This is a genomic window from Tenggerimyces flavus (assembly GCF_016907715.1).
Lineage (GTDB): Bacteria > Actinomycetota > Actinomycetes > Propionibacteriales > Actinopolymorphaceae > Tenggerimyces > Tenggerimyces flavus.
Genome location: NZ_JAFBCM010000001.1, coordinates 3,662,027 through 3,676,237, shown reverse-complemented (window position 1 = coordinate 3,676,237; position 14,211 = coordinate 3,662,027). Strand labels below are relative to the sequence as shown.

Here is a 14,211-nt window from a genome sequence, read left to right as displayed (position 1 = left end):
AACGTTGATCATGCAACACCCGAAAGGAGACCGACGCAATGCCCGCCGAGCGCCCCTACTGCGAGGTCGAGAGCCTCGAGCACTTCGACGCGCTCGTCGCGCACGGTGCCCGTTCGATGCGGGGCTGGCACCTGCAGTCGATCGACCTCACCGACCGTTCCGAGGTGCTCTCCAAGCTCGACGCCGCCGGCGCGCTGTTCCTCGGCTGTGCCATGGACGAGCGCGCCGAGCGCCTGGTCAGACGCCACGGCGGCCTGGTGTTCCCGACGCTCCCGGACATCGGGTTCGACCCGTACCGCGGCCGCCTCTACTCCCCCGACGAGCTCTATGCCGGCCTCGACGAGGGCGGGTACGAGGCCACCTGCGACGCCCGCATCTACGCTTGGGCACGGCACGAGGAGGCGCACCACTCCGTCGGCGCGACGCTGGCCTCGGCGCTGCACGACCACGCGATCACCGACGCGCTCGAGGAGCTGATCGACGGCCGGAACGTCGTCGGCATCATGGGCGGGCACGCCGTACGCCGCGGCGAGCAGCGGTTCGCCGACGCCGCCTGGCTCGGTCGTACGCTCACCCGCGCCGGCCGCATTGTCGCCACCGGCGGCGGTCCGGGCTCGATGGAGGCCGCCAACCTCGGCGCGTTCCTCGCCCCGCACGACGACGACGCGCTCGCCGAGGCGCTGGACATCCTTGGCCGGCAGCCGGACTTCGAGCATGACGTGACCGCCTGGGCGAAGGCCGCGTTCGAGGTCAGGTCGAAGTGGTCGGAGTCGTTCGGGCACAGCCTCGGCGTTCCCACCTGGCACTACGGCCACGAGCCGCCGAACGCGTTCGCCAGCGAGGTCGCGAAGTTCTTCCGGAACTCGCTCCGCGAGGACGTCCTGCTCGGCCGCTCGAACGCTGGCGTCGCGTTCCTGCCGGGAGCGGCCGGAACGGTGCAGGAGATCTTCACGGTCGCGACCGCGAACTTCTACGCGGACGCGGGTACAGGGATGCCGATGGTGCTGGTCGGCCGCTCGTACTGGACCGAACGCTTCCCCGCCTGGCAGCTGCTGTCCGAGCTCGGCAAAGGCCGCCCGATGGCCGAGCAGCTGACGCTCGTCGACACGGTCGCCGAGGCCGCCGCGGTGCTCTGTGACGCGTGACCTGCCCTCGAGTGGGCATAGTTCCGGCGTGAACGAGGACGGCCAACCCGACGCGAGGCCCGACGCGAGGCCCGACGGCAGGCAGGAGTCCCCGGCCGAGCGCGCCGACCGGAACCTCGGCGAGATGCTGCAGGAGCTGCGGGTTCTGCAGACCGGCGTGCAGATCCTGTTCGGTTTCCTGCTGATCCTCGCCGTTCAGCCTCGGTTCGCCTCCGCGGACGGGTTCGAGAAGGGCGTGTACTTCACCACGCTGCTGCTGAGCTGTGTCGCGACGATCTTCCTGATGGCGCCGGTCGCGTACCACCGGGTGCTGTTCGGGCGCGGTCGCAAGGTCGAGATCGTCAAGATGTCGAACCGGCTCACCCACGTCGGCATGGTCGCGCTCTGGCTCGCGATCTCTTCCGCTGTCCTGCTCGTCCTGGACCTGGTGCTGCAACGGTCGTTCGCGTGGATCATCAGTATCGCGATCGCCGTGTTGTTCCTCGCGGTCTGGTACGTGCTCCCGCTGTCCCGGCTCTCCGACCCCGCCGAGGGCGACGACTGATCAACTACCGTGGCTTGGCATGGCGCCTCTCGTTGCTGTCCTGGCCGACGACCTGACCGGCGCGGCGGACACCGGGATCGGCTTCCGGCGCTCGGGGCTGCGGACCGTTGTGGGCTGGGACCTTTCGCTGTTGTCGGGGCCGTACGACGTCGTTGCACTCGATCTCGGCACGCGTGCGCTGGGGGCTGCCGCCGCTGCCGAACGGGTCGGCTTGGCTGTCGCGGCGGCGCGCTCGGCGGGTGTGGAGACCCTGTACAAGAAGGTCGACTCGTTGGCGCGCGGCCAGCTCGGACCCGAGGTGCGGGCCGCGCTGGACGCCTGGGGGCCGCGGTCGGTCGCGATCGTCGCGCCGGCGTTCCCCGCGGTCGGGCGAACGACCGTGGACGGCTGGCAGCTCGACCGGGGTCGGCCTGTCTCGCACCTGGTCGGGACGCTGGTCGCGGCGGGGGTCTCCGCTTTGCCGAACGCCGAAGTCGTGGGGTCGGACGGCGTCCGCGCGGTGGTATGCGACGCCTCGACGACCGTGGATCTGCGCACGCTCGCCGTTGCCGGCGCGTCGCTGGGACGGGACGTGGTTTGGGTGGGTTCGGGCGGTCTTGCCGCCGAGCTGCCCGCTGCCCTGGGGCTTGCGGGGTCCTTCGCCTCCGCCGTTCCTTCGGTACGGCCGGTGCTGACCGTGGTGGGCAGCATGGCGCCGCGCGCCGCGTCCCAGGTCGCCCAGCTCGACGCGCGCGGCCGTCCGATCGTCTCTTTGTCGCAGCTGGGTCTTGCGCTGCGGGAGGGGGCGAGCCCGGTCGTCGCGCTGGACCTGTCACCCGGCGAGGAGGACGTTCGGCACGTTCGCCTCCTCGCGGACGAGCTCGCGCGGCACGCGCCCTCCGTCGGAGGGCTCGTCCTGACCGGTGGCGAGACGGCGTCGTCGGTGCTGCGGGCGTTCGGGGTGACCGCGTTGGAGCTGGTGGACGAGATCGAACACGGCGTGCCCGTGTCGCTCGCGTCCGGTGCGTGGCGTGGGCCGGTGGTGACCAAGGCGGGGACGTTCGGCGATGCTGACAGTCTGGTTCGTGCAGTCGAGACGCTCGAGGGAGTTCGATGAACCGTCCGATCATCGCGATCACGATGGGCGACGCGGCCGGCGTCGGTCCGGAGGTTGTCGTGAAGGCGTTGGCGCAGCCGTCGGTGTACGAGAGGTGCCGGCCGTTCGTTGTCGGCGACCTCGCGCGGCTCGCCCGCGCGGTCGAGATCACCGGTGTCAAGCTGACCTTGCGTGCGGTCTCCGGTCCGTTGGAGGCGACGTTCTCGCCCGGTGAGGTCTCGTGCGTGGACCTCGCGCTGATCCCCGCTGACCTGCCGTTCGGCGAACTGTCACCGGTGGCGGGCGACGCGGCGTTCCGCTACATCGAGCGCGCGGTGGCGTTGGCCATGGGCGGCGAGGTAGACGCGATCTGCACGGCCCCGTTGAACAAGGCGGCCCTGCACGCGGGCGGGCACGTGTACCCAGGGCACACGGAGATCCTGGCGGAGCTGACCGGGACGCCGGAGGTGTCGATGATGCTGTCGGCGCCTTCGTTGCGGGTGATCCACTGCACGACGCACCTCGGACTGCTGGACGCAGTGGCGCGGATCGAGCCGGGCTTGGTGGAACGGACGATCGTTCGCGCGCATGCGACGTTGGTGAAGTCCGGGATCGCCGAGCCGCGGATCGCGGTCTGCGGGATCAACCCGCATGCGGGCGAGAACGGCCTGTTCGGCAACGGCGAAGAGGAGTCCAAGGTGGCCCCCGGCGTGGAGGCCGCTCGTGCCGCGGGGATCGACGCGCAGGGTCCGTTGCCCGCGGACACCGTGTTCTTCCGTGCCGTCCGCGGCGACTTCGACGCGGTGGTGGCGATGTACCACGACCAGGGCCACTGCCCCGTGAAGGTGCTGGGCCTGGACGCCGGCGTGAACATCACCGTCGGCCTACCCGTGATCCGCACCTCGGTCGACCACGGCACGGCCTTCGACATCGCGGGAACGGGAACAGCGGAGGAGGGCAGCATGCTCGAAGCCCTCCGCCAAGCCGCCGAGCTCGCCCCGACCCGACCGGAGTAATGCGTCAATTGGGCAAAGTCGGCCACCGCGGCGGGCTATCGCGTGCAGCCTGATCGGCATGACTCGCTTGGCCAGTTGGGAACGGCGACTCGAATGGCCGCTCACCGCAGTCGCCGTCCTGTTCCTCACCGCCTACGCGGTACCCATCCTGCAACCAGCCTTGCCTGCCGGCACACGGGCCGTCTGCGCCGCCGTCGTCTGGGCAGCGTGGGCGATCGTCTCCTTCGTCCGCCTCGCGATCACCGAGGAGCGATGGCGGTTGGTGCACCACTTCCTGACGTTGCTCGTCCTCGTCCGCCACGGTTGCCGCGGATGGTCACGCTGGTCGACGTCCTCTCCGGTGCGCGGCGCGATCGCTTCATGAGCACATCGCAGTACGTGCCCGGATCCGCGAGGCCCGCTCATGGTTGTGAGGCGCTCGCCATCCTCGACGTGAAGCGCAGTAGTCGGGCCGCCACCATCACCACGGTCGAGGTCGAGCGGCTCACCGAGGAGGTGCACCAGCTCCGCGCGCGGCTGGACGAGCAGGTCGAACGCTGACCAGAAGGAGGCGTTTCACCGTCCGCTTGCGGTCTGTTCACGTTGCACGTACGGCAGTGCCGTTAGCGTCGCCGGCATGACTGGACAGGTGTGGGGACGGCGTGGGTTTCTCGCTCTCGGCGCGGCCGGGGCGATCGCTGCGACGAGTCAGCCGGCGAACGCGGACACTGGCTCCGGGGTGCGGTTCGCGGTGGTCACCGACACGCACTCCAACGTCGACGACCCCACCAGGCACGCACTCCTCACCAGGATCTTCGCGGCCATCGACGCCGCAGATCCCGACTTCGTGCTGAACTGCGGCGACATCACCGAGTACGGCTCCCGCGGCGAGATCGACGCCTACCTCTCCACCATCCCCGAATCGCTCCGGCCCCGCGTCCGCCACGTGCCCGGCAACCACGAGGTCCGCTGGGACGTGAACGGCGCCGAGCTCTACCGCGAGAAGTTCGGCCCCGCGCCGTTCTCGTTCGACCTCGGCGGCCTGCACGTCGTCGGGCTCGACCCGACGACGCTGCTGCAGGAGCCCGGGCTGTTCGGACCCGAGGACCTCGCCTGGCTGGACCGCGACCTCCGCCGCGCTGGGCAGCGCCCGTCCGTGCTGTTCCTGCACTACCCGCTCAGCGCGCACTACTACTACGTCAACGACCAGGACGCGTTCCTCGAGACGATCGCGCCCTACCCGGTGCGCGCGATCTTCGCCGGGCACATCCACACCGAGCAGGTCCAGCGCTTCAACGGGCTCACCCAGGTCGCGGCCGACGCCACCAAGGACGGCCCTTGGTACTACGCGGTCGAACGCCTCGCCACCGCTCTCAAGGTCGAGCTCGTCACGATCAACGCCGACGGGACGACGACCCGCCGCGACGTGGCAACGATCCCACTCGGCCGCGACGACACCGACCTCAAGCCGGTCGACATCGACCTCGACCAGGCCGCCGGGTCGCTCGCGGTCTCCGTTCGCCTTGCCCGCCGCGCACAAGCCCAGACCGTGCAGGCGCAGGTCTACCCGCAGCACGTCTTCGGCGGCAGCAACAACGGCACCTGGGTCGACCTCACCGCCTCGAGTTCCACCTGGTCGGGCTCGGTCGACGTGTCCGCGTTGCCGCCGGGCGCGCATCGCCTGCAGGTACGGGTCGCCGACGCCGCCGGGACGCGGTACGACCGGACCGAGCCGTTCTCGTTGCCGCGCCCTACTGGCGGCCCGTCGGTGCGGTGGACGACCAGGCTCGCGGGCAAGGTGCAGGGCGCTCTTGCCGCGTACGGCGACCTCGTCGTCGCCGCGTCGACAGCCGGCACCGTGAAGGCGTTCCGGCCGACCGAGAGCCGAGCCCGCGTCGAGTGGGACACCAAGGTCGGCCCGGTCTACCGCGGCGCGGCGTTCAGCGCCGACGGGCGTACGGTCTTCGTCCCGTCGGCGGACCATCACCTCTACGCCCTCCGAGCACGGGACGGCCAGCGGGCTTGGCGATTCCGTACGCCTGACCCGGTGCTCAGCATGCCGCTCGCCACCACCGTCGACGGCCGCGAGCTGGTGATCTTCACCGCGGGCACGACGCTGTACGCGGTCGACGCCCGCACCGGCGCGCGTGCGTGGTCCGCCGACCTGCACGGGTTCTTCGCCGGCCGGGTCGCGTGTGACGGCGAGCGCGTCTACGCCGGCGGCGGGGATGGCAACGCGTACGCGTTCGACGCCCGCACCGGCGCGGAATTGTGGACCGCGTCGATGACCACGCGGACGACCGCGTACGTCCGGCTCATCTACGGACCGTGGGACGACGTGCTCGAGCTGCTGCCGAACGGCACCGTGCTCGTCTCGACGGTCACCAGCGCGACAGCGTTGGACCGGGCGACCGGCGCGGTGCGCTGGACCGTACCGAGTGGCGCGCTGTACCCGCCGTCGATCCTGCTCGACGACCAGCGGCTGCTGATCGTCGACGAGTTCAGCCGGTTCCAGCTGGTCTCGCCCACGACCGGCGTCGCGACCTGGCGCTCAGAGGTCGGCGTACGGACGTTGAACGCCGGGCCAGTGATCGCGGGTGAGAGAGCCTGGATCGTGGCGACCACCGGGCTGCTCGCCAGCCTCGACCTCGCCACCGGAGCGGTCGGCCACCGGCTGCAGCTCTCGCCGGCCAACACGTTCAGCACGCCAGTCGTCGTGGACGGCCTGCTGGTCGCCGCCGACCAGGCCGGCGTCGTCCGCGGAATCGCCTTGCCTGGTTAGACGTCGCAGTCCGGCTCGGCTGAAGCAGCCCAGCGTGCGCATCGGTTGGCAGCTGACAGACGCAGCGAACCTTCGCGAGCCGGGGCTGCGACCATCTAGCTAGTTTTCGCGGCGAGCTGGCCGCAGGCGCCGTCGATCTCGCGGCCGCGGGTGTCGCGGACGGTGACGGGTACACCGTGGGCCTCGAGCCGGCGGACGAACTCGCGCTCGTCCTCGGGGCGCGAGGCGGTCCACTTCGAGCCGGGCGTGGGGTTCAGCGGGATCAGGTTGACGTGCACGAGCTGGCCGGCGAGCAGCTCGCCGAGCAGGTCAGCCCGCCAGGCCTGGTCGTTGATGTCGCGGATCAGCGCGTACTCGATCGACACCCGCCGCTTGGTACGCGCCGCGTACTCCCACGCGGCGTCGAGAACTTCCTGCACCTTCCACCGGGTGTTGACCGGAACGAGCTCGTCGCGCAGCTCGTCGTCGGGGGCGTGCAGGGAGACGGCGAGCGTGACGTTCAGGCCCTCTTCGGTGAGCTGCTTGATCCTCGGCACCAGGCCGACGGTCGACACGGTGACGCCGCGCTGGGAGATGCCGAGGCCGTCCGGGACGGGATCGGTGAACCTACGGACAGCGGAGATCACCGTGCGGTAGTTGGCCATCGGCTCGCCCATGCCCATGAAGACGATGTTCGAGATCCGGCCGGGGCCGCCCTCCACCTCGCCGCGGGCGAGCATGCGGGAACCGGCGACGACCTGGCCGACGATCTCGGCGGTGGACAGGTTGCGGGTGAGGCCGGCTTGGCCGGTGGCGCAGAACGGGCAGGCCATCCCGCAGCCCGCCTGGCTGGAGACGCACATCGTGACGCGGCCGGGGTAGCGCATGAGCACGGACTCGACGAGCGCGCCGTCGAACAGGCGCCACACCGACTTGACCGTCGTGCCGCCGTCGCTGGTGAGCGTGCGGATGGGCGTCAGCAGGTTCGGCAGCAACCCGTCGACGATCTGGTCGCGTCCGGTCGCCGGGAGGTCGGTCATCTCGGCGGGGTCGTCGATGTACCGCGCGAAGTAGTGCGTGGACAGCTGCCTGGCGCGATACGCCGGCTGCCCGAGCTCGGTCAGCGCCTCGCGGCGCTCGGTGGGGCTCAGATCGGCGAGATGACGGGGCGGCTTCCCTCGGCGCGGTGCGGCGAAGACGAGCTCGACTGGCTGGTTCATGGCTCCGCCCAGTGTAGGCGGTGCCGCCAATCGCTCCCGCCGCCTGGGAGGGGTGGCTAGCGCGGGTGGTCCGAGGTTTCGGGCTCCGACTCAGAACCGGCGGTGGGTGACGTGGCTGGGGACTTGGGGCGAGCGCCCAGTCGGGACTCGGACCAGACGAAGAGGCCTCCGCTCGCCACGATGGCCACGCCGCCGATGATGCCTACGCCGACGCCCAGCCCGGACCAGAGAAGCCAGCTCACGATCGCGCCGACACCGCCTACGACGATGACCACGAGGGCCAGGAATGCCAGGGCTGAGGCACCCGGACCCTGGCCCTTGGCCGGCCGCTGCCTTGTTCGCTCCAACTGCTTCAGCATCCCTACCCCCGTAGTGACGGCTTCCAGCGATCAGCTACCCCACGGCAGCCTCGGCCAATCACCCGTCACGTCAAGGAAGACGAACTCGCTCTCGCATCATTGACCCTCAAGAAACACCCGCGCAAACCAAGATCAGCCCCTGGACACGCCGGTCAGCAATTCGTCACCACTTCCGCACAGGCGGTTCGGAGACGAACGATTTTCCCTTACCCGCAAGCCCGAACGGCCCGCGCGCCTCGCCGCCACGCCTGGAACGGGCTTACGCCACGCCCACAGGGCATGACTCCTCACCTCACCCATGGCGTTACCCGACGAATTCGGCCGAACGAATGCGCCCCATTCTTCCGTAAGTCGTCTGGCGTTTACCCAGTCCTCATGGACGCATTTTGCGAAAGCGCTACGGCCGGCGACTGCTGTCCCGCTCGTGCAGGACTGTACGCAACACCACCCGCGCGGGTGGGCGGGAGGGCTCCTTGATGCGCTCGACCAGCAGCCGCGCCGCGGTCTGGCCGAGCTCGTACGTCGGCTGCGCCACGGTCGTCAACGACGGCCGCACCAGGTGTGCCCACGGGATGTCGTCGAACCCGACGAAACCCACCTCGACCGGCACCTTCACGCCACGGCTGACGAGACAGTCCATCGCGCCGACCGTGGTGAGGTTGTTCGCGGCGAACACCGCGTCCGGCCGGGCGGTCTCCGAGTCCAGCAGCGACTCCATCGCCTCGAACGCGCCGGCCTCCCGGTAGTCGGAGTACCGCACCAGCGACTCGTCCATCGGCAGCCCGGCCGCGGCCAGCGCCCGCTTGTAGCCGCGCAGCCGCTGGGTGGCCGTGGACAGCTGCTTCGGGCCGGTGATGCAGGCGATGCGCCGGTAGCCCGACTCGATCAGGTGCGAGGTCGCGAGCTCGGCGCCATGCTCGTTGTCGACCAGCACGCTGTCGACGGTCGCCGCCCGCAGCTCGCGGTCGATCGCCACGACCGGCGTGTTCGCCTCGATCAGCAGCCGGACGTCGCGGCCACGGCCCGACGGCGAGATGATCACGCCGGCCATCTGCTCGTCGAGCACGACGCCGATGTACTGGCTCTCCTTCGCCGGGTTCTCGTCGGAGTTGCACAGCGCCACCGAGTACCCCTCGGCCTGCGCCACGTCCTCCACCCCGCGGGCGAGCGCGGTGAAGAACGGGTTGCCGATGTCGGAGATGATCAGCCCCCACAGCATGGTCCGGCTGCGGCGGAGGTTCCGGGCCACGGCGTTGCGCCGATAGCCGAGCGAACGCACCGCTTCCTGCACCCGCTCGACCAGCACCGGGTCGACGGTCGCGCGCCCGTTCAGGACCCGCGACACGGTCGCGGCCGACACCTGCGCCTGGCGGGCCACGTCGTAGATCGTCGTCATGGAACCTCTGTCTCCTCGCCCAGCTCACCTGGCCGTGCTGCCGGGATTAGCTTGCAGCAAGCGGCCGCCATGAGCCGTTGACACCACGCCCGAACACATCGTAGCGTGCGAGCAATCGATTTCTCGCTCTTCTTTCGTCAAATGTCGACGGCACGTCGGGCCGGTTGCACCCACGGCCGGGGCGGGAGCCAGTCGTGCGTACGGATCGCCTCCGCGGCACCGCACGATCGCCTCGCTCGTCGGCCTCACCTCCAGCCAGGACCTTCTTCTCGACGGCGGACATCGCGGCGAGGAAGAGTCCGATGGCCGCAACGGTCTGCCGCGGCGCCAGGCGTGCCGACGGGGTGGGTCCCAGTTCGACGCCATCGCGCTCGACCCGCGATGATCAGGACGTGCGGCTCGATCCGAACGAAGCACGCGAACGGTTCAGCTCTGCGCGAACGGCCCACCTCGCGACCGTGGACGAACGAGGCCGTCCGCACGTCGTGGTGGTCACGTTCGCCCTCGCCGGCGACCTGATCGTGACGGCGGTCGACCACAAGCCGAAGTCCACCCAGCGTCTGGCGAGACTGCGGCACATCGCCGCACACCCGCAGGTCAGCCTGCTCGTCGACCACTACGACGACGCCGACTGGACGCGCCTGTGGTGGGCCCGCGCCGAGGGCATCGCACGGGTCCTGACCGACGACGCCGAACGCGCGGAACCGGTCGACTGGCTGGTCGCCAAATACCAGCAGTACGCCGAGATCCGCCCCGCCGGGCCTGTCATCCAGGTGACCGTCGAGCTCTGGACCGGCTGGGCGGGCGAGGCGTAGGACTATCGACCTACGCCACGTCGGGCGGCCGCCTGATGCGTACCTCGCGATGACGTGCCTACGGTCCAGTCAACGTGAGAAACACTGAAGAAACCCCTTGAAAATAGGGGCCATAGACGTGCTACAACCAAGGTCGGACCGAGTCGAAGATCGTTCCGCAGGGCACATGTCGGTGGGGTCTGGCATCGTGCGCTTCGCCAGCTCAACCACCAATGGAGGCCCTCGTGGCAACGCTCCGCTCGGAGTTCACCGTCGCCGACCAGTTCAGGTCGGACCGGCGGAGCCCGTTGCGCTGGGTCCTGTCGCATCAGCTCCGCAACAAGAAGTACGTCGTCGGCGCCCTGCTCGGCTCGCTCGGCTTCATCATCCTCAACTCCACCGTCCCCGGCCTGACCGGCACCGCGTTCGACGCCGTGCTGGATGGCGACCGGGGCACGCTCCTCACCGTCGTCCTCGTGCTGCTCGGCATCGTGATCGTCCGCGGCACGCTCGACCTCGGCGCCCGGCTGTGCAGCGAGGTGCTCGCCAAGCGGTTCGAGCGCGGCGGCCGCGAGGAGCTCTACATCAGCCTGCTGGGCAAGAGCCAGACGTTCCACAACCGGCAGCGCATCGGCGACCTGATGGCCCGCGCGGCGAACGACGTCCGCCAGCTCAGCTCGATGATCTCCCCCGGCTTCGACCTGCTGTTCGACTCGATCATGCAGGGCCTAGTGCCGCTGGTGTTCATTGCGCTGATCGACTGGCGGCTGCTGCTCTCACCGCTGGCGTTCGCCGTCGTGTTCATCATCGCGCTGCGCGGCTACACCAAGAAGCTCGGTCCGGTCTCGACCCGGATGCGCGAGCAGTTCGGCGACCTGAACGCGGGGCTGACCGAGGCGGTGCGCGGCATCGAGGTCGTCAAGGTGACCGCGATGGAGCCGCGCGAGCACGGCAAGTTCGAGAAGAACGCGAAGCTCTACCGCGACTCGTTCGTGGAGCAGGGGGTGATCCAGGCCCGCTACCTGCCCACCCTGCTGTTGGCGGTCGCGACCGCGGGTGCGCTGCTGCATGGGCTCGTCCTCTACCGCAGCGGCGCGATCTCCGTCGGCGACCTGGTCGCGTACATGGGGCTGATGGGCATGCTCGGCTGGCCGACGTTCGCCTCGACGTTCACGTTCACGCTCATCCAGCTCGGCATCGCGAGCGCCCGGCGGCTGATCTCGCTGATGGAAGAGGACTCCGAGCTGGACGAGAACCCGTCCGGTCACCGGGCCGACGTGCAGGGCGAGATCGAGTTCCAGCACGTCTCGTTCGCCTACGAGGGCGGCGATCCGGTGCTGCGCGACGTCTCGTTCCGGGCCGAGCCAGGGCAGACGATCGCGATCGTCGGCGAGACCGGCTCGGGCAAGAGCACGATGACGAAGCTGGTCAACCGGACGTACGACGTCACCGACGGTCGGATCCTGATCGACGGCGTCGACCTGCGCGAGTGGAATCTCGACTCGCTGCGCTCGCAGATCTCCACGATCGAGCAGGACATCGTGCTGTTCTCCCGCCCGGTGTCGGAGAACATCGCGTTCAGCCTCGGCCAGCAGGCCCACTCCGAGGCGGTCGTGCGGGCCGCGAAGGACGCGCAGGCGCACGAGTTCATCCAGCAGCTCGAGGACGGCTACGACACGGTCATCGGCGAACGCGGCGTCACGCTCTCCGGCGGGCAGCGGCAGCGGCTCGCGATCGCCCGGGCGCTGCTGACCGACCCGGGCATCCTCATCCTGGACGACTCGACGAGCGCGATCGACAGCGCGACAGAGGACGAAATCCAGCGCGCGATCCGGCGCATCCTGCAAGGGCGAACGACGTTACTGATCACGCACCGGCTGGCCCAGATCCGCTGGGCCGACAAGGTGCTGCTGATCCGCCGTGGCGAGCTGATCGACCAGGGCACCCACGACGAGTTGCTCGGCCGCTGCTCGCTCTACCGACGGATCTTCGCGCACTACGACGAGGCCGACTACAAGGAACCAGACGCCGCGCTCACCGCGACCGGCGCCAGCCATGGGGAGGTCGGCTAAATGGGCTTCATCATGGACGGCCTCGACGCCGAGGACTACGACCGTACGTACGGCGACCGCGAGCTGGTCCGCCGGGTCGGCAGGTACTTCAAGCCCGCGCTCGCGGGCATGGGCTTGGTCGCGCTGACGATCCTGCTCGCCACCGTGATGCAGGCGGCCTTCCCTGTCCTGGTCAGCTGGGGACTCGACCGGATCGAAGGCCCGCAGGCGGGGTCGACGATCACGATCCTGGTCGTGAGCATCCTCGTCACCGGGATGCTCGCCTGGTTCTTCAACTACATCCGTCAGGCCATGACCGCGCGGATCGTCGGCGACGTCGTGATCACCCTGCGGAGGGACGCGTTCGCCGCCGTGATGCGGCGCGACATGTCGTTCTACGATGAGACGCCGTCCGGCAAGGTGGTCAGCCGGATCACGTCCGACACCGACGACTTCGCGACGGTCGTCACGCTGGTGATGAATCTGCTCAGCCAGGTGCTCCTCCTCGTCTTCGTCACCGCGCTGCTGTTCCAGCGCGACGTCGGCCTCGCGCTACTCACGTTGGCGATCACGCCGATCATCGTGGCGATGGCGCTCGGCTTCCGGAAGGTAGCCCGCGACACCACCCGGAAGGCACAGCGTTCGCTCTCCCGGGTGAACGCGAACGTGCAGGAGATGATGGGCGGGATCGCGGTCGCGAAGAACTTCCGCCAGGAGCAGACGGTCTACGAGGAGTTCGGCCCGATCAACGAGCAGAGCTACCAGGTGACGGTCCGGCAGGGGTTCGTGTTCAGCAGCATCTTCCCGCTGCTGTTCATCGTCGCCGGCCTCGGCACCGTCGCGCTCGTCCAGGTCGGCGGCACCACCGTGCTCGGCGGCGACCTGTCGGCCGGCGACTGGTACCTGTTCCTGCAGGCGGTCGCGCTGTTCTGGTTCCCGTTGACGAGCATCGCCTCGTTCTGGTCGCAGTTCCAGCAGGGCCTGTCGGCAGCCGAACGAGTCTTCGCCCTCGTCGACGCCACGCCGCGGGTGATCCAGCACGACCCCCAGCCGGTCCCGCGGCTGCGGGGTGAGATCGAGTTCCAGCAGGTCGTCTTCGGCTACACCGTCGACCAGCGAGTGCTGAACGAGTTCAACGTGCACATCCGTCCGGGCGAGACCGTCGCGCTGGTCGGGCACACCGGGGCGGGAAAGTCGACGCTGGGCAAGCTCATCACCCGGTTCTACGAGTTCCAGGGCGGCCACATCCTGATCGACGGCCGGGACATCCGTTCGCTCGACCTCGCCGAGTATCGGCGCCAGCTCGGCGTCGTCCCGCAGTCACCGTTCCTGTTCTCCGGAACGGTGGCCGACAACATCCGCTACCCGCGACCGGACGCGACCGACGAGGACGTGGTGGTGGCCGCCCGGCAGGTGGCGGGCGGCGACTGGCTGGAGATCCTGCCCGAGGGCCTCGAGACCGAGGTCGGCGAGCACGGCAAGTCGCTCTCGATGGGGCAACGCCAGCTGGTCGCCCTGGCCCGGGTGCTGATCCAGGACCCGGCGATCGTGATCCTGGACGAGGCGACGGCGAGCGTCGACCCGTTGACCGAGGCCCAGATCCAGGAAGGCCTGGACGTCGTCCTGGCCGACCGGACCTCGATCGTGATCGCACACCGGCTTTCCACGATCGAGCACGCCGATCGGATCATCGTGATCGAGGCGGGGCGGATCGTGGAGGAAGGGACCCATCAGTCCCTCATGCAGGCCGGCGGGCACTACTGCCAGGTCTACAACACGTACTTCCGGCACCAATCGCCCAACTACCGCCCCGGGACCGGCTTCGTTCCCGTCTTGGCAGGGGAAGCGGCCGCCGACTAATAGAACCTGAC

12 protein-coding genes are annotated in these 14,211 nt (G+C 69.4%); 10 read left to right on the top strand and 2 right to left on the bottom strand.

What is annotated here, in order from left to right; translation table 11 throughout:
- Positions 1–38: 38 nt before the first annotated feature.
- From JOD67_RS17260 to JOD67_RS17230, 7 genes are all read left to right on the top strand, one after another.
- The gene (locus tag JOD67_RS17260) at positions 39–1,145 is read left to right on the top strand and encodes an LOG family protein (protein ID WP_205118624.1); all 1,107 of its coding nucleotides are present in this window, start codon (positions 39–41) and stop codon (positions 1,143–1,145) included.
- Between the two features lie 28 nt (positions 1,146–1,173).
- Complete coding sequence (locus JOD67_RS17255; RefSeq protein ID WP_205118623.1) at positions 1,174–1,689, top strand: DUF6328 family protein; 516 nt, start codon at positions 1,174–1,176, stop codon at positions 1,687–1,689.
- A gap of 19 nt (positions 1,690–1,708) precedes the next feature.
- Positions 1,709–2,785 carry a four-carbon acid sugar kinase family protein gene (locus tag JOD67_RS17250; RefSeq protein ID WP_205118622.1) on the top strand — a complete coding sequence of 359 codons (1,077 nt, stop codon included), beginning with the start codon at positions 1,709–1,711 and terminating at the stop codon, positions 2,783–2,785.
- Complete coding sequence (pdxA, locus tag JOD67_RS17245) at positions 2,782–3,780, top strand: 4-hydroxythreonine-4-phosphate dehydrogenase PdxA (protein ID WP_205118621.1); 999 nt, start codon at positions 2,782–2,784, stop codon at positions 3,778–3,780. Before JOD67_RS17250 ends, pdxA begins: the two co-directional genes overlap by 4 nt.
- 58 nt (positions 3,781–3,838) lie before the next feature.
- On the top strand, positions 3,839–4,144 hold the full coding sequence (locus tag JOD67_RS17240) for a hypothetical protein (RefSeq protein WP_205118620.1): 306 nt from the start codon (positions 3,839–3,841) through the stop codon (positions 4,142–4,144).
- On the top strand, positions 4,141–4,320 hold the full coding sequence (locus tag JOD67_RS17235) for a hypothetical protein (RefSeq protein WP_205118619.1): 180 nt from the start codon (positions 4,141–4,143) through the stop codon (positions 4,318–4,320). The genes JOD67_RS17240 and JOD67_RS17235 overlap by 4 nt, the downstream gene beginning before the upstream one ends.
- Positions 4,321–4,396: 76 nt before the next feature.
- Complete coding sequence (locus JOD67_RS17230; RefSeq protein WP_205118618.1) at positions 4,397–6,541, top strand: outer membrane protein assembly factor BamB family protein; 2,145 nt, start codon at positions 4,397–4,399, stop codon at positions 6,539–6,541.
- Between the two features lie 95 nt (positions 6,542–6,636).
- Here JOD67_RS17230 and rlmN read toward each other — a convergent pair whose 3' ends face one another.
- Both rlmN and JOD67_RS17220 read right to left on the bottom strand, forming a co-directional pair.
- Positions 6,637–7,740: a dual-specificity RNA methyltransferase RlmN gene (rlmN, locus tag JOD67_RS17225; RefSeq protein ID WP_205118617.1), complete on the bottom strand. Its 1,104-nt coding sequence runs from the start codon at positions 7,738–7,740 to the stop codon at positions 6,637–6,639.
- Positions 7,741–8,496: 756 nt separating this feature from the next.
- Positions 8,497–9,495 (bottom strand): LacI family DNA-binding transcriptional regulator, encoded by a 999-nt coding sequence (locus tag JOD67_RS17220; RefSeq protein ID WP_205118616.1) that lies wholly within the window; start codon positions 9,493–9,495, stop codon positions 8,497–8,499.
- 392 nt (positions 9,496–9,887) lie between these two features.
- Between JOD67_RS17220 and JOD67_RS17215 the strand changes: the two genes are divergently transcribed.
- The 3 genes from JOD67_RS17215 (at position 9,888) to JOD67_RS17205 (ending at position 14,200) form a co-directional block, all read left to right on the top strand.
- A complete protein-coding gene (locus JOD67_RS17215; protein WP_307782432.1) occupies positions 9,888–10,310 on the top strand; it encodes a TIGR03668 family PPOX class F420-dependent oxidoreductase in 423 nt (140 codons plus the stop codon).
- Between the two features lie 224 nt (positions 10,311–10,534).
- Entirely contained in the window at positions 10,535–12,361 is a 1,827-nt protein-coding gene (locus JOD67_RS17210) for an ABC transporter ATP-binding protein (RefSeq protein ID WP_205118614.1), read from the top strand.
- The gene (locus tag JOD67_RS17205; RefSeq protein ID WP_205118613.1) at positions 12,362–14,200 is read left to right on the top strand and encodes an ABC transporter ATP-binding protein; all 1,839 of its coding nucleotides are present in this window, start codon (positions 12,362–12,364) and stop codon (positions 14,198–14,200) included.
- Positions 14,201–14,211 lie beyond the last annotated feature (11 nt).

Coding starts and splice junctions, on each gene's coding strand:
- JOD67_RS17260 (WP_205118624.1), top strand. CDS start 39: ATGCCCGCCGAGCGCCCCTACTGCGAGGTCGAGAGCCTCGAGCACTTC.
- JOD67_RS17250 (WP_205118622.1), top strand. CDS start 1,709: ATGGCGCCTCTCGTTGCTGTCCTGGCCGACGACCTGACCGGCGCGGCG.
- pdxA (WP_205118621.1), top strand. CDS start 2,782: ATGAACCGTCCGATCATCGCGATCACGATGGGCGACGCGGCCGGCGTC.
- JOD67_RS17240 (WP_205118620.1), top strand. CDS start 3,839: ATGACTCGCTTGGCCAGTTGGGAACGGCGACTCGAATGGCCGCTCACC.
- JOD67_RS17235 (WP_205118619.1), top strand. CDS start 4,141: ATGAGCACATCGCAGTACGTGCCCGGATCCGCGAGGCCCGCTCATGGT.
- JOD67_RS17230 (WP_205118618.1), top strand. CDS start 4,397: ATGACTGGACAGGTGTGGGGACGGCGTGGGTTTCTCGCTCTCGGCGCG.
- rlmN (WP_205118617.1), bottom strand. CDS start 7,740: ATGAACCAGCCAGTCGAGCTCGTCTTCGCCGCACCGCGCCGAGGGAAG.
- JOD67_RS17220 (WP_205118616.1), bottom strand. CDS start 9,495: ATGACGACGATCTACGACGTGGCCCGCCAGGCGCAGGTGTCGGCCGCG.
- JOD67_RS17205 (WP_205118613.1), top strand. CDS start 12,362: ATGGGCTTCATCATGGACGGCCTCGACGCCGAGGACTACGACCGTACG.